Source organism: Uruburuella suis (genome assembly GCF_004341385.1).
Lineage (GTDB): Bacteria > Pseudomonadota > Gammaproteobacteria > Burkholderiales > Neisseriaceae > Neisseria > Neisseria suis.
The window spans coordinates 49,498-70,212 of the sequence record NZ_SLXE01000004.1; the positions used below are offsets into that span (position 1 = coordinate 49,498).

The 20,715-nt window shown below is 55.0% G+C and carries 18 protein-coding genes; 12 read left to right on the top strand and 6 right to left on the bottom strand.

The window, feature by feature from the left end; all coding sequences use genetic code 11:
• Positions 1–195: 195 nt before the first annotated feature.
• The 4 genes from EV680_RS02440 (at position 196) to EV680_RS02455 (ending at position 5,101) form a co-directional block, all read left to right on the top strand.
• A complete protein-coding gene (locus tag EV680_RS02440; protein ID WP_132952856.1) occupies positions 196–675 on the top strand; it encodes a carboxymuconolactone decarboxylase family protein in 480 nt (159 codons plus the stop codon).
• Positions 676–834: 159 nt separating this feature from the next.
• On the top strand, positions 835–2,028 hold the full coding sequence (gene prpF / locus EV680_RS02445) for a 2-methylaconitate cis-trans isomerase PrpF (RefSeq protein WP_132952858.1): 1,194 nt from the start codon (positions 835–837) through the stop codon (positions 2,026–2,028).
• A 163-nt stretch (positions 2,029–2,191) separates the two neighbouring features.
• Positions 2,192–3,469 (top strand): acetate kinase, encoded by a 1,278-nt coding sequence (locus tag EV680_RS02450; RefSeq protein WP_132952860.1) that lies wholly within the window; start codon positions 2,192–2,194, stop codon positions 3,467–3,469.
• Between the two features lie 411 nt (positions 3,470–3,880).
• On the top strand, positions 3,881–5,101 hold the full coding sequence (locus tag EV680_RS02455) for an acetate kinase (protein WP_132952862.1): 1,221 nt from the start codon (positions 3,881–3,883) through the stop codon (positions 5,099–5,101).
• A gap of 591 nt (positions 5,102–5,692) precedes the next feature.
• Here the strand turns inward: EV680_RS02455 and tyrS are convergent.
• The 5 genes from tyrS to ychF all read right to left on the bottom strand — a co-directional run bounded on the left by tyrS (position 5,693) and on the right by ychF (position 12,506).
• Complete coding sequence (gene tyrS, locus EV680_RS02460) at positions 5,693–6,961, bottom strand: tyrosine--tRNA ligase (protein WP_132952864.1); 1,269 nt, start codon at positions 6,959–6,961, stop codon at positions 5,693–5,695.
• Between the two features lie 24 nt (positions 6,962–6,985).
• Positions 6,986–7,807 (bottom strand): glycosyltransferase family protein, encoded by an 822-nt coding sequence (locus EV680_RS02465; protein WP_207894267.1) that lies wholly within the window; start codon positions 7,805–7,807, stop codon positions 6,986–6,988.
• A 195-nt stretch (positions 7,808–8,002) separates the two neighbouring features.
• Positions 8,003–9,907, bottom strand: coding sequence for an acyltransferase family protein (locus tag EV680_RS02470; protein WP_132952866.1), 1,905 nt, complete (start codon positions 9,905–9,907; stop codon positions 8,003–8,005).
• 632 nt (positions 9,908–10,539) lie between these two features.
• The gene (locus EV680_RS02475; RefSeq protein ID WP_207894268.1) at positions 10,540–11,019 is read right to left on the bottom strand and encodes a glycine zipper 2TM domain-containing protein; all 480 of its coding nucleotides are present in this window, start codon (positions 11,017–11,019) and stop codon (positions 10,540–10,542) included.
• A gap of 395 nt (positions 11,020–11,414) precedes the next feature.
• Entirely contained in the window at positions 11,415–12,506 is a 1,092-nt protein-coding gene (gene ychF, locus EV680_RS02480) for a redox-regulated ATPase YchF (RefSeq protein WP_132952868.1), read from the bottom strand.
• A 246-nt stretch (positions 12,507–12,752) separates the two neighbouring features.
• Here ychF and EV680_RS02485 point away from each other — a divergent pair, with 246 nt between their 5' ends.
• Positions 12,753–13,166 (top strand): DUF2147 domain-containing protein, encoded by a 414-nt coding sequence (locus EV680_RS02485; protein WP_132952870.1) that lies wholly within the window; start codon positions 12,753–12,755, stop codon positions 13,164–13,166.
• Positions 13,167–13,381: 215 nt separating this feature from the next.
• Here the strand turns inward: EV680_RS02485 and ubiB are convergent, their stop codons facing one another.
• A complete protein-coding gene (gene ubiB, locus EV680_RS02490; protein ID WP_132952872.1) occupies positions 13,382–14,893 on the bottom strand; it encodes a ubiquinone biosynthesis regulatory protein kinase UbiB in 1,512 nt (503 codons plus the stop codon).
• 347 nt (positions 14,894–15,240) lie between these two features.
• On the opposite strand from ubiB, the gene metF reads away from it, so the two are divergent.
• The 7 genes from metF to EV680_RS02525 all read left to right on the top strand — a co-directional run bounded on the left by metF (position 15,241) and on the right by EV680_RS02525 (position 20,564).
• A complete protein-coding gene (gene metF, locus EV680_RS02495; RefSeq protein WP_132952874.1) occupies positions 15,241–16,080 on the top strand; it encodes a methylenetetrahydrofolate reductase [NAD(P)H] in 840 nt (279 codons plus the stop codon).
• Positions 16,081–16,326: 246 nt separating this feature from the next.
• On the top strand, positions 16,327–17,304 hold the full coding sequence (locus tag EV680_RS02500) for a PhoH family protein (RefSeq protein WP_132952876.1): 978 nt from the start codon (positions 16,327–16,329) through the stop codon (positions 17,302–17,304).
• Entirely contained in the window at positions 17,301–17,675 is a 375-nt protein-coding gene (locus EV680_RS02505; protein WP_132952878.1) for a DUF1304 domain-containing protein, read from the top strand. Before EV680_RS02500 ends, EV680_RS02505 begins: the two co-directional genes overlap by 4 nt.
• 73 nt (positions 17,676–17,748) lie before the next feature.
• A complete protein-coding gene (locus tag EV680_RS02510; RefSeq protein ID WP_132952880.1) occupies positions 17,749–18,153 on the top strand; it encodes a hypothetical protein in 405 nt (134 codons plus the stop codon).
• A gap of 421 nt (positions 18,154–18,574) precedes the next feature.
• Positions 18,575–19,192 (top strand): DUF4126 domain-containing protein, encoded by a 618-nt coding sequence (locus EV680_RS02515; protein ID WP_243650322.1) that lies wholly within the window; start codon positions 18,575–18,577, stop codon positions 19,190–19,192.
• Between the two features lie 15 nt (positions 19,193–19,207).
• Positions 19,208–19,726 carry an rRNA maturation RNase YbeY gene (gene ybeY, locus EV680_RS02520; protein WP_132952882.1) on the top strand — a complete coding sequence of 173 codons (519 nt, stop codon included), beginning with the start codon at positions 19,208–19,210 and terminating at the stop codon, positions 19,724–19,726.
• A gap of 1 nt (position 19,727) precedes the next feature.
• Positions 19,728–20,564 carry an HlyC/CorC family transporter gene (locus EV680_RS02525; protein ID WP_132952884.1) on the top strand — a complete coding sequence of 279 codons (837 nt, stop codon included), beginning with the start codon at positions 19,728–19,730 and terminating at the stop codon, positions 20,562–20,564.
• The last annotated feature ends 151 nt before the right edge of the window (positions 20,565–20,715 follow it).

Sequence of the window (20,715 nt, forward strand, 5' to 3'; positions counted from 1 at the left end):
GTGCAGACAATCTACCCTTTTTGATGAAGGGCAGTCAAGAGGGGCTGCACGCCGAATCTGCAAGCGTGATGGCGCTGCCCTGCCGACCACAGGCCGTCTGAACCAAAAGCGTTCAGACGGCCTGTGTAATAAAGGCAGCACCAGCGGCAAGCCATGGTATATTTTCAAAGTTTCCATTTTAAAGAAAGCTGCCGCATGAATAACCGTGCCGACTATTACACCCTCGCCCCCGCTGCCGCCAACGCCATGCTGGCGCTGGAAGAAGCCGTGGCCAACGCCTCTATCGAACCGAGCTTGTGCGAGCTCGTGAAAATCCGCGCCTCGCAGATAAACGGCTGCCTGTTTTGCCTCGATATGCACAGCAAAAGTGCCAAAAAAGCGGGCGAGCGCGAATTGCGTTTGTGCCACCTGCCGCTGTGGCGCGAATCGCCGCTCTTCAGCGCGCGTGAACAAGCCGCGCTGGAATGGACCGAAACCCTCACCCGCCCCGGCAAACACGGCGCCACTGATGAAGATTACCAAAAGCTGGCCGCCCATTTCTCGGAAAAAGAAATCGTCGACCTCACTTTTGTCATCAGCACCATCAACGCCTGGAACCGCTTGGGCGTGGCCTTTCGCAACCGCCCCGGCGCGATGGACAAAATGCTCGGGCTGGAAAATGTGATGCCCGAATAGCCATATTCCCCAATGGCCGTCTGAAACTTTTCAGACGGCCATTTTTGCAAACCAGCCAAACAAAGCCCTTTAAACTACATCACATTACAGCTACAATGCCGATAAGTTTATTGCTATCATAACAACATCATAACAACAGATTCTCGCAAAGGAAAACCCATGAGCACCCCCTTCCCCCCCCAAATCAAAATCCCCGCCACCTATATGCGCGGCGGCACTTCCAAAGGCATTTTCTTCAAGCTCGATGATTTGCCCGCCGCCGCGCAAACACCCGGTGCTGCGCGCGACCGCATCTTGCTGCGCGTGCTCGGCAGCCCCGACCCCTACGGCAAGCAAATCGACGGCTTGGGCAACGCCAGTTCCTCCACCAGCAAAGCGGTGATTTTAAGCAAATCGGCCGAGCCCGATCACGATGTGGATTACCTTTTCGGCCAAGTATCCATCGACAAACCTTTTGTCGATTGGAGCGGCAACTGCGGCAACCTCACCGCCGCCGTAGGCGCGTTTGCCATCAGCAACGGCTTGGTCGATGCCGCGCGCATTCCTTCAGACGGCCTGTGCACGGTGCGCATCTGGCAGGCCAATATCCGCAAAACCATCATCGCCCATGTGCAAATCACCGGCGGCCAAGTGCAGGAAACCGGCGATTTCGAGCTCGACGGCGTGACCTTTCCCGCTGCCGAAGTGCAAATCGAATTTCTCGACCCCGCCGATGACGGCGAAGAAGGCGGCGCCATGTTTCCCACCGGCAATTTGGTTGACGAGCTCGAAGTGCCCGGCATCGGCACCTTCCCCGTCACGCTGATTAATGCCGGCATTCCCACCATTTTCCTCAACGCCGCCGACATCGGCTACCAAGGCACCGAGCTGCAAGAGCACATCAACAGCGATGAGCAGGCATTGGCCAAATTTGAAACCATCCGCGCTTACGGCGCGCTGAAAATGGGCCTGATTGCCGACATCAGCGAAGCCGCTGCACGCCAGCACACGCCCAAAGTGGCCTTTGTGGCCGCGCCGCAAGATTATGTTTCCTCAAGCGGCAAACCTGTGGCCGCCGCCGATGTGGATTTGCTGGTGCGTGCGCTGAGCATGGGCAAGCTGCACCACGCCATGATGGGCACCGCCGCCGTGGCCATCGGCACCGCCGCCGCCATTCCCGGCACGCTGGTCAACCTGGCGGCCGGCGGCGGCGGGCGTGAAGCCGTGCGCTTCGGCCACCCTTCCGGCACCTTGCGCGTGGGCGCACAGGCCAAGCTGGAAAACGGTGAATGGAAAGTGACCAAAGCCATCATGAGCCGCAGCGCGCGCGTGATTATGGAAGGCTTTGTGCGCGTGCCGGGCGATTGCTTTTAAACCCTTTCATACGGCCTCAGCCTATATTGAGACCATCTGAACCATCACATTTTCTGATGGCGTTAATCGGCAGAAACGATTTCACAAAAGCACCCGCTTTGCATTACATTGCGCAGAGCAAAAATACAACAACACAAGAAAAAACAAAGGAGAAACCCCCGTCATGGTTCAAGAAAACCACAAACTGATTCTGGTATTAAACTGCGGCAGCTCATCGCTCAAAGGCGCGCTGCTTGACAGCATCAACGGCGAGCTGATTTTGAGCTGCCTGGCCGAAAAGCTCACCACGCCCGAAGCCTATATCACCTTCAACTATTTCGAAAACCCCAAAGTGCAGCCCATCGGCCGGCGCTCATGGTTTGTCAACAAAGCCGGCGGCGACAAACACCGCGTCGAGCTTAGCGGCAAAACCGACCACACCGGCGCCGTAGAAGCGCTGTTGGAAGAATTGAAAGCCCACGACCTGCAAGGCCTCGTGGCTGCCATCGGCCACCGCGTGGTGCACGGCGGCGAAAAATATTCAGGCTCGGTGATGATCACCGACGATGTGATTGCCACGCTCGAAGAATGCATTCCGCTCGCCCCTCTACACAACCCGGCCAACCTCACCGGCATTCACGCCGCGCAAGCCATTTTCCCCGGTCTGCCCAACGTGGGCGTGTTTGACACCGCTTTCCACCAAACCATGCCCGAGCATGCCTACACCTATGCCGTGCCGCGCGAGCTCTACCGCCAATACGGCCTGCGCCGCTACGGCTTTCACGGCACAAGCTACCGCTATGTGGCGCAAGCGGCCGCCGATTTACTCGGCAAGCCGCTGAAAGACACCGCCTTGGTGATTGCCCACTTGGGCAACGGCGCTTCCGTAGCCGCCGTGCTCGGCGGCGAATCGAAAGACACCAGCATGGGTCTCACCCCGCTTGAAGGCTTAGTGATGGGCACCCGCAGCGGCGACCTCGACCCCGGTGCCTACGGCTTTATCGAAGAAGCCACCGGCATGAGCGCCAAAGAAGTCACCGACATGCTGAACAAAAAATCCGGCCTCTTGGGCATTTCCGAATTATCCAACGATATGCGCACCATTCAGGAAGCCGCCGCCGACGGCCACGAAGGTGCCAAACTCGCGCTGGAAATCACCGCCTACCGCCTGGCCAAATACATCGCCTCCATGAGCGTGGCCACCGGCCGCCTGGATGCAGTGGTGTTCACCGGCGGCATCGGCGAAAACTCCAGCCTGATTCGCGCCAAAACCATCGGCTATCTGGCCATACTCGGCTTAGAGCTTGATGAAGAAGCCAACGAAGCCACCCGCTTCGGCAAAGCCGGCATCATCACCCGCGCCGACCGCACGCCCTGCGCCTTGGTAGTGCCCACCAACGAAGAGCGCATGATTGCCTTCGACACCCGCAGCCTCTCGGGCTTGGAAAGCCCCGCCGCTTAAGCCACCTGCCCGACACAGGCCGTCTGAAACCTGTTTTCAGACGGCCTTAATATTTTAGGTTTGGCACAACTCATGCCAATCCAAAAAAATAACCTACCTTCGTTGTCTTGCCTTGCCATACTCTTGCCGTACTATGGTGGAATGCATAAAAAAGTGACACAACGGGTAAGTTGGGTTGAAAACCCAACAAGCTCACAGGCCGTCTGAAACGTTGGGTTTGGCAACCTAACCTACCCGTTATAGTGCGTAGTTTTGTATCACTTTTTCTTGCATTCCACTATATCTGTACTGTCGCAGGCTCACCGCCTTGTTAGCTTACTTTTTTGGATTGGTATCACTTTTGCCAAGCTGCTTTTTAAAACGGGTATCGTTATTGCCAAACCGCCGCCCCGGCCTTGGGAGATTTTTTCCATGGAAGACCTGATTCTGGTTGTGAATTGCAGCAGCAGCCTGTTTAAAGCCACCATTCTCAACAGCCGCAGCGGCGACATTGTGCTTAGCTGCCTGGCTGCCAAGCTCGGGCAGGCCGATGCCTACATCACCTTCAACCGCCGCGGCAACCGCAGCACCATCTCGCTGGCCGAGCAGCCCGATCATCACGGTGCCGCAGCAGAATTGCTGGAAGAAACCCGCATTCTCGGCATCGAGCGCCGCATCCGCGCCATCGGCCACCGCGTGGTGCACGGCGGCGAGCATTATTCCGACTCGGTGCGCATTGATGATAAGGTTATCGCCGCGCTCGAAGCCTGCATTGCGCTGGCGCCGCTGCACAATCCGGCCAACCTCACCGGCATCCGCGCCGCGCAAGCCGCCTTTCCCGGGCTGCCCAATGTGGCCGTGTTCGACACCGCCTTCCACCACACCCTGCCCGAACATGCCTACACCTACGCCGTGCCGCGCGCGCTCTATCGCGAGCACGGCCTGCGCCGCTACGGCTTTCACGGCACCGCCTACCGCTACGTTACCCGCGAAACCGCCGCCATACTGGGCAAAAACATCGCCGACACCGCGCTGGTGATTGCCTACTTGGGTGCTGGCTCCTCCGTGGCCGCCGTGCTCGGCGGCGCATCGCAAGACACCAGCATGGGCCTCACCCCGCTGGAAGGCTTGGTGATGGATACCCGCAGCGGCGACATCGACCCCGGCGCGTTTGAATTTATCGAAAACGCCACCGGCCTGAATTCCGCACAAGTCACCGCCCTGCTCAACCAAAAAAGCGGCCTGCTCGGCCTCTCGGAGCTCAGCGCCGACATGCGCATCATTGAAAAATCAGCCATCCAGCAAGGCCACGCTGGCGCTTTATTGGCGCTGGACGTGAGCGCCTATCGGCTGGCCAAATACATCGCCGCCATGTGCGTGCCGCTGGGCCGGCTCGATGCCTTGGTGTTCACCGGCGACATCGGCGAAAACGCCGCCTTTTTGCGCGCCAAAACCATCGCCCACCTCGGCATTTTGGGGCTGCGGCTCGATGATGAAGCCAACGAAGCCACCCGCTACGGCAGAGGCGGCGCCATCAACCGCCCGGGCAGCCCCTGCATTTTGGTGGTGCCCTCGCACGAAGAATACATGATTGCACAAGACACCTGCCGGCTGGCGGGCCTAGATCAAGCCGACCAGCGGGAAGCAACCTGAAAACGCCATTTATTTCATGCCCATTAAAATATAATGCATTGAAATACAATATTTATTGCCAAAACCTGATGCCGTCTGAAAGCTTTCAGACGGCATCTGTGCGTAAGTCGGATTCTCGAATCCGACACGTGTTCGCAAAACAAGGTTTTCAGGGTGGCGGCAAATGTCGGATACCAGCATCCAGCCCTCCACTCACTTAACAACCAAGGCCGTCTGAACGCTTTCAGACGGCATCTGTGCGTAAGTCGGATTCTCGAATCCGACACGTGTTCGCAAAACAAGTATCAGGGCTACGGCAAATGTCGGATACAAGTATCCGACCTACCACTCATTCAACAACAAGGCCGTCTGAACGTTTAATGTTTCAGACGGCCTGTGGTTTGACACCCTCAATATGCGGATATTTTACGGCACCCACACCAATGCGTAGGTCGGATTCCCGAATCCGACGCTTGTTCGCAGAACAAGGTTTTCAGGGCTACGGCAAATGTCGGATACCGGCATCCAGCCCCCACTCACTTAACAACCGCAGGCCGTCTGAACGCTTTCAGACGGCCTGCGGTTTGATACCCTCAATAAATATGCGGATACTTACTGCGCCCACACCAGCAAAGCATGATTGCGTTTGCCGCGGCGCACAATGGTGTATTTGCCGAAACGTTTGTCGGCATCGGCGAGCACATAAGCATCGCTGCCCACTTTGGCGCCGTTCACCACCGCCGCACCTTGCGACACAAAGCCGCGCGCCTCATTATTCGATTTGGCCAACCCGCTCTGCACCAAGGCCTGCACGATGTTTAATTCGCCCGACACTTCAAATGCCGGCAAACCGTCGAGCGCGAGCTGCTCGAAATCGGTTTCAGTCAGATTGCTTTGGTCTTCGGCAAACAGGCTGGCGGAAATGCGTTGCGCCGCTTCCAGCGCCGCTTCGCCGTGAATCAGGCGGGTCATTTCTTCGGCCAAAATGCGTTGCGCTTCGGGCTTGGTGCCGCTGGCCTGGTCGGCCGCCTCAATCGCATCAATCTCTTCCACGCCCAAAAAGGTGAAATATTTCAAAAATTTATACACATCGGCATCGGCCACTTTGAGCCAGAATTGGTAAAACTGATAAGGCGAGGTTTTCTTGGCATTCAGCCACACCGCGCCGCCTTCGGTTTTGCCGAATTTGGTGCCGTCTGATTTGGTCACGAGCGGCAGCGTGAGGCCGAACACGCTTTGCTGATTGAGCCGGCGTGTGGCATCGATGCCCCAAGTGATGTTGCCCCATTGGTCGGAGCCGCCGATTTGCAGCATCACGCCGTGGCGCTTGTTCAATTCGGCAAAATCGTAGCCTTGCAGCAAGGCATAGGCAAATTCGGTAAACGAAATGCCCACATCATCGCGCTCGATGCGCTGCTTCACCGATTCTTTCGCCAGCATTGCATTCACGGAAAAATGCTTGCCGATGTCGCGCAGAAAATCCAAGCAGCCCATGCCGCCGAACCAATCGTAATTATTGGCCATAATCGCGGCATTATCGCCCTCGAAGCTCAAAAAAGGCTCAAGTTGGCCGCGGATGCTTTGCACCCATTGCTGCACGGTTTCCAAAGTATTCAGGCTGCGCTCGGCCGCCTTGAAGCTCGGGTCGCCGATCATGCCGGTGGCTCCGCCCACCAGCGCCACCGGCGTGTGGCCGGCCAGCTGGAAGCGGCGCAAGGCCAGCACCGGCAGCAAATGGCCGATGTGCAGGCTGTCAGCCGTGGGATCGAAGCCGCAATAAAGCGCGATTTTCTGCTCGTTGAGCAAGGCATCGAGCGCTTCGGCATCGGTGGTTTGCGCGATCAGGCCGCGCGATTGGAGGTCTTGGATAATGGATTTCATAACATCTTCATCAATTGGGATAGGTTATTTTGAATTTTTGTATTTGTGTTTGATGCGGCGCCAAATAATGCTGCCGGCGGATTTGTTTTCCCGAACCGAGCCCGCTTTATCAACCGATTGGAAATCGGCGCCGTGCTCGCGAATATAGGCCAAACGCGTCTGATGCATGCGGTCTGCCGGATCCAGCGCATAAAACACCGTGGCAGCGCCCGTTTCGCCAAACGGAGTAGGTTTGAGCTGCTCGAAAATCAACCGATCTTCCGCATCGCCCTGCTCATTGGGCGAATCTGCCCACAAATATAAAATATGCGCCACTTTGGTTTTATCGAGCAACAAGCCCGAAGGCCGCACGAATCCGCCGAAATTTTCTGCATACACCCCTTTATCGGGGCCCACGCTTTCCAACAAATCCACGCACAAGCCCTGGCTTTTATTGCCGTCTGAATAAATACAGTGGGAAAAAGCCCAAGTTCGCCCTTGCAGCGCCTGCACAGTCAAGCGGCAATGCTCGGGCGCAAGCCAGTCGTCATCGTCCAAATACATCACCAAAGGCGAATCAGCCAAAAAAGACAACACCGTGCGCAATGAGCCGCCATAAAAACACCGATGAATACCGCCATGCCTTCTAGAAGTGGAATATCCCGGATCAAACCAGAGCAGTGAGCAATTGGGTGGACATGCTTTTTGCAGCTGCTTCTGCCATTGGCCGCTTTTCCCGCTTAAATCTTTATCCACCCCGATTAAAACTTGGATGCGCCCGGAAAAATCTTGTTGAAACACGGAATTCACTGCACGCAATAATGACTTTCTGCACACCGTTACAACCACCACGGCAAGATCATGCATATCAACCCTTATAACGAATGGCGGTTCTCTTCACCGCCATTTATTTTATCCGTCTGTCCGAAGCCGGTTTGGCATCATCATTATTTCCCCAGCCTTAGCCGCAACCGCATTCAACCGCCGGGAAAGCTTGATATTCTAACATATTTTCAGACGGCCGCCGTTATTGAGCCGCCTGCGTTTCATTTTCAGACGGCATTATCGGGCAGCCTGTGTCTGTTTGGTTTGCAGCCCCGATGGCAGCAAGCTAAACCGTGCACCATAACGCTTTGCCAATTCAGCACCGGCAAACGGATTTATATGATCCAAATCCGCATAAACCGGCTTGCCGTTGAATAAAAAATTGTCCGGCAAAAAAGCTTGGGCATCAACGATATGCACATTGCCGTGCTTTGCTGCTACCGCCCGCATAGCCGCATTGCCCGCATCCACATTGTCATCTTGTTTGTGTAATGTGCGCACAGGCGCCCACATCGGCAGGTTGTGCTGCAATTTATACGCACGCAAGGCCGAATATTGGATAGCCGGATTATCGGTAAACAGATACACCGTTTTATTTTCTGCCGCAAAATGTGTCAATGTGGCATCCAATTTATCGAAAAATTGCTCATCATAGCCCACCGACAGCTTATCGGCTTTGATTTGATTCCCCCAGCGCATGGCCAGCATCACGATAGGATATTCAGCCAAATGCTCATCCGCATATTGATGCACATTCCGGCAAGATGCATTGTTATGTAAAACACGCGCATCATATTTTCGCACAAAGGCGCAAGTATCCGCAGAAACCAATTTGGCCGACCAGCCTTCTTTTTTGCCCATTGCATCAATAAAGGTTTTGTATTGGTCGGCATGGGAATCGCCCAGCATCAACACCCAGGGCGGCTCGCCCTCAGCGCCCCACACACATTTTTTATGCAGCGTGTTGTGGCAGGAAGTGTCGGCGCGCGCCAAACCTTGTTGCCGGTATTCCTGAATCCATGCCGATTGCTGAAAGCCGGCCACCGCCACCGCCACCATTATTGCCGGCAAGGCATAAAAGCCGGCAAAGCTTCTGGCAAAGCCCGGCTTCCATGATTTTATCGGCTGCTCCACACCATAATAAGTAATCAGTGTGCAAATCAGCATCAAAATCGCCAAAGGCAGCAGCCAAGCATCAGGCAGATGCTCAGTGCCGCTGAGATAGCGTGCAAAAGCCAGCACCAAAAAATGCCACAAATAAAGGGAATAAGAAATCAAGCCCACCCACACGAGCGGACGCCATTGAAACAGCTTTTTAAAGCGGTGGTCAAACCCATTGTAATAAATCAATGCCGCCGTGGCCGCACACGGCACCAAACCGGCCCAGCCCGGAAAATACGGCATGCCCGGGTGATAAAACCACAAACAAGCCAGCAATGTCAGGCCGGCCAGCAGGCTGCCGCAAGCAGCTGTTTTTTCGCCCGGCTTTTTACCCGCCAGCGTTTGCTGCTGCACAAAAACCGCCAGCATCGAGCCGGTGAGCATTTCAAAAGCCCGCAAATGCGGCAGATAATATTTATCCAAACCGGTCGGAATATAGGCTGCCAGCAAGCTCATCAACATCAATAGCGCCATAAACAGCATCTGCTCACGGTAGCTGCGGCGGACCACCAACAACAGCAATATCGGAAACACAAAATAATATTGCTCTTCTACCGAAAGCGACCAGATATGCAAAAGCGGTTTTTCTTCCTGCGCCGGGTCGAAATAGCCCTGCCCTCGGGCAAAATAGAAGTTGGCGGCAAAAAGCACAGATGCCAAGGCCGAGCGGCTCAACATCGCAAAATCGTCCGGCGTAAACAGCATCGCGCCCAACACCAGCGCGGTGAGCACCACCACAAAAAACACCGGCAAAATCCGCTTCATCCGCCGCACATAGAAATTTTTAAATGAAAAAACACCGGCATTCATTTCCCGATGCAATATCAGCGTAATCAGAAAGCCGGAAATCACAAAAAAAACATCCACACCCAAAAAACCACCCGGCAACCATGTTTTGCTGAAATGGAAGCACACCACCGACAAAACGGCAACCGCGCGCAATGTATCGATATCTGCACGATAAGTTAAAGCTTTGCTCATTTTATTTATCTTCACCAATAGCCTGACGCAATGATTGATTTTAAAATGAGGCTGCCCGCCCGATGGTTTTATTCTCGCAAACGGTTTTATTTATGTGTTATCTGGTATAGATTAAATGGCTGAACAAAAATACTTTATTCCTTTGCCGGCACCGGCCCAGGCGGTCTGAAGTTTTCAGACGGCCTTTTGCGTGTTTCCTTTTGCGTGTTTATTGATAATGGCTGTTCAAAATATCGCCATACAAAATAAATAATAAGCACCTACCCGGCATTGCACCCAAGGGCGTCCTGACCATTCATCCGTACGTAAGATTTTGAGCGCAAAATCGTGCTTGCAAAGCGAAAAACGCGGCAGGCGCGTTTTGAGCCAAAAATTTGCTGTGTGCTGAAATGTGAACAGACCCTAGGGTCTGCTCACATTTCATCCGCGAGTAAGATTTTGAGCGCAAAAGCGTGGCTGCAAGGCGAAAAGCACAGCAAGGTTGAACACCTTGCGCGCATTTTCAACGCAGCAGGTGCGTTTTTGAGCCAAAATATTGCCGCGTGATGAAATGTGAACAGACCCTAAAGTGATGTCCACAAAAAAGAGCACATTTGCGTGCTCTTTTTTGTGGATACAAACCATTGACCCACTTAACGATGCCCGTGCCCGCGCGCCATGCCGGAGCGGCCGTGGCCGCGTCCGTTTTGCCATTGCTGGTGGCCGTAGCGGCTGTTGCCGCGTGCGTTTACATGTTGGTGGCGGTAGCTGTTGTAGGCTTGATAGCGGCGCGCTTCTTTATCGCGCAGCATATCGCGGCGCACGGCTTCGCGATATGCGTTGTAATCGCGGCGGCTTCTGAATTCGCGCCCGCCGTAGTAATAGCGGTTGTTGTAATAGCCTTCGCGGGTGTAGTTGCTGTTGTTTTTGCTGATTAAGTTGCCCAAAAGGCCGCCGGCAGCGGCGCCGAGCAAGGTGGATTGCATGTCGCCGCCGATCAGGCTGCCGGCCACGCCGCCCACAGCAGCGCCGACAATGGTGCTTTCGGTGCGACCCATTTCGGCCATGGCCAAAGGCGCGGCCGCCATGCTGGTGGCGGCGAATAATGAGATAAACAGTTTGCGCGCGTTCATAATGATTCCTGCGTTGTGTTGAAATGGTTTGCCGCATGCCGCTCTTTCAGACGGCCTTTGGGCATGTGCTCATTATGAACAGAAACCGCCCGGAAAGTGCCGCGCTTTAGCAAATTTTTAATCTCACTTTACCGAAAGCGGCCGCTGCGCCGTTGCGCTTTACCTGCATTAATGCATGTATTTATGCCATTGGTTTTCAGACGGCCTGATCCATAACTCATGCATCAAACAGGCGCAAGCCAATCTGCTCTTTTGCGATTCAATCCGGTTGGCTTCCAACCCAGCGCTTGTGTGCAAGAAAGCATCGAAGCGGGTTTTGCAAAAAGGCCGTCTGAACGATTTTTCAGACGGCCTTTTTGGCTTATTCAATAATGGTTTGTTTATTTAAATCGGTATTACACATTAAATAAGAAGTGCACCACATCGCCATCCTGCACCACATATTCTTTGCCCTCGGCGCGCATTTTGCCGGCTTCTTTGGCTTTGGCTTCGCCGCCCAAGGCCACGAAATCATCATAGGCAATCACTTGCGCGCGGATAAAGCCGCGCTCGAAATCGGTGTGGATTACGCCGGCGGCCTGCGGGGCGGTGTCGCCTTTGTGTATGGTCCAGGCACGCACTTCTTTCACGCCGGCGGTGAAATAGGTTTGCAGGCCGAGCAAATCGTAGCCGGCGCGGATCAGGCGGTTTAAGCCCGGCTCTTCCAAGCCCATTTCTTGCAGAAATTCGGTTTTTTCTTCGTCTTCCAGCTCGGCGATTTCGCTTTCCATCGCAGCGCACACAGCCACCACGGGCGCGTTTTCTTTGGCGGCCAATGCTTGCAGGCGCGCCAGATGCGGGTTGTTTTCAAAGCCGTCTTCGGCCACATTGCCCACATACATCGCGGGCTTGGCGGTGAGCAAAAACAGCGGCTTGAGCAGCGCCAGCTCGTCGGCATCGAGGCCGGCCGAGCGCGCGGGCAGGCCTTCGTTTAAATGCGGCAGCAGTTTTTCACACAGCGCCACCAGCTTTTGCGCTTCTTTGTCGCCCGATTTGGCGCGCTTGCCTTCGCGGACAATGGCTTTTTCCACGCTGGCCAAATCGGCCAGCGCCAACTCGGTGCCGATGGTTTCGATGTCGGCAATCGGGTCGACTTTGCCGGCCACATGCACGATGTTGTCGTCGTCAAAGCAGCGCACCACGTTTACAATCGCATCGGTTTCGCGGATGTTGGCGAGAAACTGGTTGCCCAAGCCCTCGCCCTTGCTCGCGCCTGCCACCAGGCCGGCAATGTCGACAAATTCCACAATCGCCGGCTGCATTTTTTGCGGGTTTACAATTTTCGCCAGCGCCGCCATGCGCGGGTCGGGCACTTCCACAATGCCCACATTGGGCTCGATGGTGCAGAAAGGATAATTGGCCGCTTCGATGCCCGATTGGGTCAAGGCGTTGAAAAGGGTGGATTTTCCGACGTTGGGCAAGCCGACGATGCCGCATTTTAAGCTCATGATGTTTCCTGAAATCTAAGGATAATTTTTAACGCGCGATTATAGCACAATTCGCCTCTTTGCCCGTGCCGCGCCTGCCCGCAGAGGCCATCTGAAAGCCTGCTTTGCGCTTTCAGACGGCCTTTATTTATTTATCTTTGATTTTTAAACAAATTTAAACCATTAGAGCGCTTTACCTAATCGCCTTTTTTGATTATGCTTTTCCAACCGCACAACACTCAAACAGCGGATAACACAGGAGAAATCATGAATAAATTAATTTTATCAGCCGCACTGCTGCTGGCTGCCCCGCTGGCTTTGGCGCAAGGCATTGAAGGCAAGTGGCGCACCATTGATGATGAAAGCGGCAAGCCCAAGGCTGTGGTGCAAATCAGCCAATCGGGCAACACGTTTAACGGCCGCATCGTGTCGTTGGCCGAAGGGGTGAAAAACGAATGCCCGGCCTGCCAGCCCGCCAAGCCCTTAATCGGCTTAAACGTGCTCACCGGCCTGCAGGAAAAAGACGGCAAATATGAGGGCGGCAAGATTTACGACCCGAAAAGCGGCAAAACCTACAGCGCCAAAGCCGAGCTGGCTAATGGCGGCAAATCATTGAAAGTGCGCGGCTTTATGGGCGTTTCGGTGCTGGGCCGCACGCAAACCTGGCAGCGGGTGGATTGATTTTTCCAAGTTGTATCATCTAAAAAAGGCCGTCTGAAACATTTTTTCAGACGGCCTTTTTGCTGCACACTTTATTTAAACAGTTTCAGCTTCAGACGGCTTGTGCATTTATTGGATTTACAACCCAACCCGCCGTATCACTTTTTTTATGCATTCCATTATTAAAGAAAAGGCCGTCTGAAAAATATTTTCAGACGGCCTTTTCACCACGCACTTTATTTAAACAGCAAAATCAGCACCAATGCCGCCGCAATCACCGCCAGCCACACATTTTGGCGCTGCTGCGTTTTCACCAGATGAATATAGGCATCGCGCATTTCCTGCTGGCGGGTTTCGTCCACCAGCATATTGAGCTTGCGCGGCAGGCTCGGCAAAATTGTTGCCCAATCGGGGGCTTCGTTTTTCACATTGTGCCACAGGGCTTTCACGCCCACTTGATCGTTCATCCAATTCACCAAAAAAGGCTTGGCCGTGGCCCACAAATCCAAATCAGGGTCGAGCTGGCGGCCCAAACCCTCGATATTCAGCAGCGTTTTTTGCAGCAACACGAGCTGCGGCTGGATTTCCACATTAAAGCGCCGGCTGGTTTCAAACAGGCGCATCAGCACCAAGCCAAACGAAATCTGCGACAAAGGCTTGTTGAAAATCGGCTCACACACGGCGCGCACCGCCGCTTCGAGCTCTTCGGCGCGGGTGTCGGGCGGCACCCAGCCCGACTCGATGTGCGCCGTGGCCACGCGGTGGTAATCGCGGTTGAAAAAGGCCAGAAAGTTAATCGCCAGATAGCGCTTGTCGTAATCGGTGAGGCTGCCGACGATGCCGAAATCGAGCGCAATATAGCGGTTGTCGTCGGCCACCAAAATATTACCCGGGTGCATATCGGCGTGGAAAAAACCGTTTTTAAACACTTGGGTGAAGAAAATTTCCACGCCATAGCGGGCCAGTTTCTTCAAATCGATGCCCTGCGCTTGCAGCGTGGCGATATCGGCAATCGGCGTGCCGTCCATCCATTCGATGGTGAGCACATCGCGGCTGCAATAATCGAAATACACTTTGGGCACAATCAGCATATCGCTGCCGGCAAACTGGCGGCCGAGCTGGCTGGCATTGGCCGCTTCTTTCATCAAATCGAGCTCGTCGTGCAGATATTTGTCGAATTCGGCCACCACTTCGCGCGGCTTCAGGCGCTTGCCGTCGGCAAACAAGCGCTCGATCCAGCCCGCGCCAAAGCGCATCAACGCCAAATCTTGCTCGATAACCGGCAAAATATTGGGGCGCAACACCTTCACCGCCACCGCTTCGCCGCTGTGCAATCGGGCGCGGTGCACTTGTGCCACCGAAGCGCTGGCCACCGGCTCGATATCGAATTCGGCATACAAATCGGCAATCGGCCGCCCTAATGATGCCTCGATTTGTGCGCGCGCCAAAGCCCCGTCAAACGGCGGCACTTTATCTTGCAGACGCGCTAATTCCTGCGCATAAGCCGGCGGCAGAATATCGGGGCGCGTGGAGAGCACTTGGCCGAGCTTCACGAAAATCGGCCCCAGCCCCTCGAGCGCCAAGCGCACCCGCACCGGCAGCGGTTCCTTATCGGCCAGCGGGCTGCGCGGCAGCTTGCGCAACAGCCGGCGAAGCCAGGCGGCGCGCGCATGGCCGGCGAAAATATCGCCCAAGCCGTAGCGGTAAACAGTTTGCATAATTGCGGTGGAGCGTTTGAGCCATTTCATTTGCAGGTCTTTTTTTAAGTAGAGGCCGTCTGAAAGCCGGCGGCGGAATTATGGATGCGGGGATTATAAAGCATGCAGCCGCTGCCGGTTTAAAAACCGGCTATTTGATGTGGAAATGTAAAACAATCGCCCGCTTGGCAAACGCGCAAATATTTCATGGCCGAATCAGAATGATATTCGGCACATCATGGCAAAGCCGCCCAGCGCATGAATCACACTAATGATTCAAAGAATTTTTTTCAGCCAAATCCCCTACAATTCGCTTGATTCGATGGCGGGAAAGCCCTAACCTAATTAAAGAAGAATCAGTTAATCATTAAAGAAACCGTTAAACACAGGCAATCATCATGACCGGCAGTCAAAAAAAGCTCAGCTTCGAATTTTTCCCCACCCGCACGCCCGAGGGGCGCGCCAAGCAAGTGATTACGCGCAAGCAGCTGAGCCAATACAACCCTGAATTTTTCTCCTGCACCTCAGGCGCCGGCGGCTCCACCAAAGAGGGCACGCTGCAAGCCATCACCGACATTCTGAGCGAGGGCGTGGCCGCTGCGCCGCATCTGCCCTGCGTGGGCATGCAGCCGGCTGAAATCATTGAATTATTGCAACAATATAAAGAAATGGGCGTGCGCCACATTGTGGCGCTGCGCGGCGATATTCCTTCCGGCATGGGCTCGGGCATGAGCGGCCTGCGCTATGCCAACGAGCTGGTGGAATTAATCAAAACCGAATTCGGCAGCGATTTTCATGTGGAAGTGGCCGCCTATCCCGAATACCACCCGCAAGCGCGCAGCGCCGAAGACGATTTGAATAATTTCGTGCGCAAAGCCCGCGCCGGCGCCGATTCGGCAATTACGCAATATTTTTACAACGCCGACGCCTATTTCCGTTTTGTGGACGATGCGCGCGGGCGCGGGGTGGAGATTCCGATTGTGCCGGGCATTATGCCGATTGCCAGCTTCAGCAAGCTGGCGCGCTTTTCCGACACTTGCGGCGCCGAAATTCCGCGCTGGCTGCGTCTGAAGCTGCAATCTTACGCCGACGACACCGCCGCCATCAAAGCGCTGGCGCTGGATGTGGTCACCGAAATGTGCGAGCGCCTGCTGCGCGAAGGCGCGCCCAGCCTGCATTTCTACACATTAAACCAGGCCGGCTTGGTCTCCACCATTTGTCAGCGTTTGGGCTATTGATTTTAATGAGCAGTTGCATACATGCCATTTAAATTATGCTAAAATATGTCCATATCATTGCTGCTGCCGATTGGCAGTTTCTGATTTCCTTCTTTTCTTGTTGCTAAACAGAAAAGCTTCGCGGGCGAAAGCCCGCTTTTTTATGCCCTTCATCTTAAAAAATCAAGGCCGTCTGAAACCTTTCAGACGGCCTTGATTTTTTAAGCGCTCACAACCATATATAAAGCATTCAACCCGGAAAATACCATGAGCCACACCACCCATCTGCAATTTGAAGACATCGACAACGCCGTGCTGCAACGCCTGTGCGGTGCGCTCGACAGCAACCTGGCCACGCTGGGCAAAGCGCTCGATATCCAAATCAGCCGCCGCTTCGGCAACTTTACCTTTATGGGCAGCCTCGCACATGCCGGGCGCAACGCCTTACTCTCCTTGGCCGCCGTGGCCGAAAAAGGCGATGTATCCGACAACGATATCCGCCTCGCCGCCGTGGAAGCCAAAACCGCCGATGAGGCCTTTGAAGCGCAAACGCGCGACCAGCAATATTATTTCCGCACCAAGCGCGGCAGCATAGGCGGGCGCACGCCGCGCCAAAACGGCTATATCCGCGCCCTGCTCAACCACGATGTGGTGTTCGGCTTGGGGCCTGCTGGCACCGGCAAAACCTATTTGGCCGTGGCCGCAGCGGTGGATGCGATGGAAAAACACCAAGTCGAACGCATCGTGTTGGTGCGCCCGGCGGTGGAAGCCGGCGAAAAGCTCGGCTTTCTGCCCGGCGACTTGGCGCAAAAAGTCGACCCCTATCTGCGCCCGCTCTATGATGCGCTTTACGATTTGATGGGCTTCGACCGCGTGACCAAACTGCTCGAAAAAGGCCTGATTGAAATCGCGCCCTTGGCCTATATGCGCGGGCGCACGCTCAACGGCGCTTATGTGATTCTCGATGAAGCGCAAAACACCACGCCCGAGCAGATGAAGATGTTTCTCACCCGCATCGGCTTCGGCGCCAAAGCCGTGATCACCGGCGACATCAGCCAAATCGATTTGCCGCGCCACATCAAATCCGGCCTGAAAGATGCCAAAGAAAAGCTCGCCGGCATCGAAGGCCTTTATTTCCACACTTTCACCAGCGAAGACGTGGTGCGCCATCCGCTGGTGCAGAAAATCGTGGAAGCCTATGACGCCGCCGACGAGCAGGCGCAACACACGAAAGAATCATCATGAGCCTTTTGCTTTCCATTTTGGTGCTGATTGTGGCGCTCGAGCACTTATTCATCATGTGGTTGGAAATCACCGTGCCCTCACCCAGAGCCGCGCGCGCGTTCAACATCAGCTTAGAAAAATTGCAGCAGCCCGAAATCCGCACCCTATTTGCCAACCAAGGCCTCTACAACGGCTTTCTCGCCGCCGGCCTGATTTGGAGCCTGATTTGGAGCCTGTTTGCCGCGCCCGATTTGGCGCGCCCTTTGCAAGCCTTTTTCCTTGGCTGCGTAATCAGCGCCGCGCTGTTTGGCGCCTACACATCGAGCAAAAAAATCCTGTGGGTGCAGGGCGCGCCCGCTTTGCTGGCCTTTTTAGTGTGGCTGGTTGTTTGAATAAATATAATGCAGGCCGTCGGAAAACTTTCAGACGGCCTGCAATGATGACGCTTAACGGAAACCATTGATTATGAACACCATTTTGCATATCGCCCCCGAGCACACCACTCTCACCCTGCCCGACGGCAGCCGCCACACACTTGCCATCGGCAGCGCCACCTTGCTGCGCCACAATCCGCCGAGCGAATACGAATGGGAGCGCGCCATCATGATGGTGGAAGACGCCATCTCACCGCTGCAAACGCTTATCAACCCCCAAAGCACGCTTTATCTCGCCCAGCCCGATCTGGCTGTGCTGGCCGATGCGCAAGGATTGCTCAGCCGCGAAACCGTGGAGCAAACGTTTCAACACATCAGCCGCTATCCCACGCCCGACACCCTGCCCGACACCGCACAATTCAAAGCCCTGCTGCTGATTGTGCGCGAATGGCAGCACCATATGGGCTTTACCCAAGCCTTATTGCTTACCGAGTAATGTCCATCCAAAAAATAACCTGACTGCGTTGTCTCGCCTTGCCGTACTATAGTGAAATGCATAATAAAGTGACACAAAAGGTAGGTTGGGCTGAAAACCCAACAAGCTCACAAGCCGTCTGAAACGTTGGGTTTGACAACCCAACCTACCCCTTATAATGCGCAGTTTTGTATCACTTTTTCTTGCATGCCACTATATCTGCACTGTCGCAGGCTTCTGCCTGGTTCGCTTACTTTTTTGAATGGGTATAACAGGCCGTCTGAAAACATCCGCCCCGCCGGCTGCCGCACCAAAACACCACACTTGCCCGAGGCCGTCTGAAAACATCCGCCCCGCCGGCTGCCGCACCAAAACACCACACTTGCCCGAGGCCGTCTGAAAAAACAGGCAAACGCCTTGTTCAGACGGCCTGCGATTCAGTATGATTCAAGCTTCTGCCGACATATTTTCCACACCCATGACATTCACCACCCTTCTGAGCATTGCGCTGGGCATCGGCCTAGCTGCCAGCGCGGGCTTTCGCGTGTTTCTGCCCTTATTTGCCCTGAGCCTTTCGGCCTATTTCGGCTTGTGGCCGGTCAATGAAAACTGGCAATGGCTCGCCTCCACCCCCGCGCTGATTATTCTCGGCGTGGCCACCTTGGCCGAAATCGGCGCTTATCTCGTGCCTTTTATCGACAACCTGCTCGACACCTTGGCCGTGCCTTTGGCCGGCATTGCCGGCACCGCCATCATGGCCTCGACCACCGCCGATTTAAGCCCCGCCATCACCTGGACGCTGGCCATTATCGCCGGCGGCGGCGCCGCAGCCGCGATTAAAGGCGCCACCGCCACCGGCCGCGCCGCCAGCACCGTGACCACCGGCGGGCTGGCCAACCCTGTGGTTTCCGTGGCCGAAACCGGCGCGGCTGTGTTCATGACGCTGCTGAGCCTGTTTATCCCCTTTGCCGCCGTGCTGCTTGCGCTGCTGCTGGCTTTTTGGGCCTGGCGCAAATACCGCGCCTATCAGCGCAACAAACACCCTGTTACCACCGTTTAAGGCCGTCTGAAAGCCATGAAATCCGCCAAACGCTACCCTTTTTTAGCCCTACAGCAACAGCGCTTCACCCTGCATTTCAGCAACCAAAGCAGCGCAGCAAACACACCGGCCGAGCGCGACTTTTACCGCTGGGCCTGGCAAGCCCTGAAAAACGAATACCGCCGCGCCCAAATCAGCATTATTCTGCTTGATGAAACTGAAGCCCGCGCCTACAACCGCGACTATCGCGGCAAAGATTACGCCACCAATGTGCTGAGCTTCGCGCTGAACGAAGGCGAAGATTTGCCCGCACCCCACCTTTCAGACGGCCTTTTCGGCGACCTGATTATCTGCCCGCAAGTGGTGCTGAAAGAAGCCGCCGAGCAAGGCAAAACACCCGCACAGCACTTTGCCCACCTCACCCTTCACGGCGTGTTGCACCTGATGGGCTACGACCACATCGAAGACGATGAAGCCGAAGCCATGGAAACGCTTGAAATCCGCCTGCTGAATCAGTTAGCATACCCCAACCCCTACGCACAGGACGAAATCTGACATGGACGATGCCCCGTCGAAACCGAATTTTTTTGAACGCCTCATCAACCGCCTCACCGGCGACGCCCCCGAAACCGCCGACGAGGTGGTGAATATCTTGCGCCAGGCGCACGAGCAGGAAGTGTTTGATGCCGACACGCTGGTGCGGCTGGAAAAAGTGCTCGATTTTGCCGAATTAGAGGTGCGCGACGCCATGATCACACGCAGCCAGATGGATGTGATCAAAGCCGGCGACAGCATCGAGCGCATCATCGCCTATGTGGTGGAAACCGCCCATTCGCGCTTCCCCGTGATCGGCGAAGACAAAGACGAAGTGTTGGGCATTCTGCACGCCAAAGACCTGCTCAAATACACGCTCAACCCCGAGCAATTCAACCTCAGCGCCGTATTGCGCAGCGCCGTGTTTGTGCCCGAGAGCAAGCCGCTCAACCTTTTGTTGAAAGAATTCCGCGAGCAGCGCAACCACATGGCCATCGTGGTCGACGAATACGGCGGCACCTCCGGCCTCGTAACCTTTGAAGACATCATCGAGCAAATCATCGGCGACATCGAAGACGAATTCGATGAAGACGAAAGCGCCGACAATATCTTTCCCGTATCCGCCGAGCGCTACCGCATCAACGCCACCACCGAAATCGAAGACATCAACCAATATTTCGGCACCGATTACAGCGACGAAGAAGCCGACACCATCGGCGGCTTGGTGATTCAGGAAATCGGCCACCTGCCCGTGCGCGGCGAAAAAGTGATCATCGGCCCCCTGCAATTCACCATCGCCCGCGCCGACAACCGCCGCCTGCACACCTTAATGGCCATGCGCGTGAAAGAAGACGAATAAAGCTTAAACAAAAGCGCAAATAAAACGAGGCCGTCTGAAAACCTTTCAGACGGCCTCAAACCTTTGCAAACTCCCTTTTGTCGCGCCTGCGCAAGCGGTAGATAGGCACGGCAAGAGCCCGTAGGTCGAATTCTCGAATCCGACACTTGTT

What these genes read in the sequence shown, in the direction of transcription:
- EV680_RS02440 (WP_132952856.1), top strand. Translation starts at nt 196, where the DNA reads ATGAATAACCGTGCCGACTATTACACCCTCGCCCCCGCTGCCGCCAAC.
- prpF (WP_132952858.1), top strand. Translation starts at nt 835, where the DNA reads ATGAGCACCCCCTTCCCCCCCCAAATCAAAATCCCCGCCACCTATATG.
- EV680_RS02450 (WP_132952860.1), top strand. Translation starts at nt 2,192, where the DNA reads ATGGTTCAAGAAAACCACAAACTGATTCTGGTATTAAACTGCGGCAGC.
- EV680_RS02455 (WP_132952862.1), top strand. Translation starts at nt 3,881, where the DNA reads ATGGAAGACCTGATTCTGGTTGTGAATTGCAGCAGCAGCCTGTTTAAA.
- tyrS (WP_132952864.1), bottom strand. Translation starts at nt 6,961, where the DNA reads ATGAAATCCATTATCCAAGACCTCCAATCGCGCGGCCTGATCGCGCAA.
- EV680_RS02465 (WP_207894267.1), bottom strand. Translation starts at nt 7,807, where the DNA reads ATGCATGATCTTGCCGTGGTGGTTGTAACGGTGTGCAGAAAGTCATTA.
- EV680_RS02470 (WP_132952866.1), bottom strand. Translation starts at nt 9,907, where the DNA reads ATGAGCAAAGCTTTAACTTATCGTGCAGATATCGATACATTGCGCGCG.
- EV680_RS02475 (WP_207894268.1), bottom strand. Translation starts at nt 11,019, where the DNA reads ATGAACGCGCGCAAACTGTTTATCTCATTATTCGCCGCCACCAGCATG.
- ychF (WP_132952868.1), bottom strand. Translation starts at nt 12,506, where the DNA reads ATGAGCTTAAAATGCGGCATCGTCGGCTTGCCCAACGTCGGAAAATCC.
- EV680_RS02485 (WP_132952870.1), top strand. Translation starts at nt 12,753, where the DNA reads ATGAATAAATTAATTTTATCAGCCGCACTGCTGCTGGCTGCCCCGCTG.
- ubiB (WP_132952872.1), bottom strand. Translation starts at nt 14,893, where the DNA reads ATGAAATGGCTCAAACGCTCCACCGCAATTATGCAAACTGTTTACCGC.
- metF (WP_132952874.1), top strand. Translation starts at nt 15,241, where the DNA reads ATGACCGGCAGTCAAAAAAAGCTCAGCTTCGAATTTTTCCCCACCCGC.
- EV680_RS02500 (WP_132952876.1), top strand. Translation starts at nt 16,327, where the DNA reads ATGAGCCACACCACCCATCTGCAATTTGAAGACATCGACAACGCCGTG.
- EV680_RS02505 (WP_132952878.1), top strand. Translation starts at nt 17,301, where the DNA reads ATGAGCCTTTTGCTTTCCATTTTGGTGCTGATTGTGGCGCTCGAGCAC.
- EV680_RS02510 (WP_132952880.1), top strand. Translation starts at nt 17,749, where the DNA reads ATGAACACCATTTTGCATATCGCCCCCGAGCACACCACTCTCACCCTG.
- EV680_RS02515 (WP_243650322.1), top strand. Translation starts at nt 18,575, where the DNA reads ATGATTCAAGCTTCTGCCGACATATTTTCCACACCCATGACATTCACC.
- ybeY (WP_132952882.1), top strand. Translation starts at nt 19,208, where the DNA reads ATGAAATCCGCCAAACGCTACCCTTTTTTAGCCCTACAGCAACAGCGC.
- EV680_RS02525 (WP_132952884.1), top strand. Translation starts at nt 19,728, where the DNA reads ATGGACGATGCCCCGTCGAAACCGAATTTTTTTGAACGCCTCATCAAC.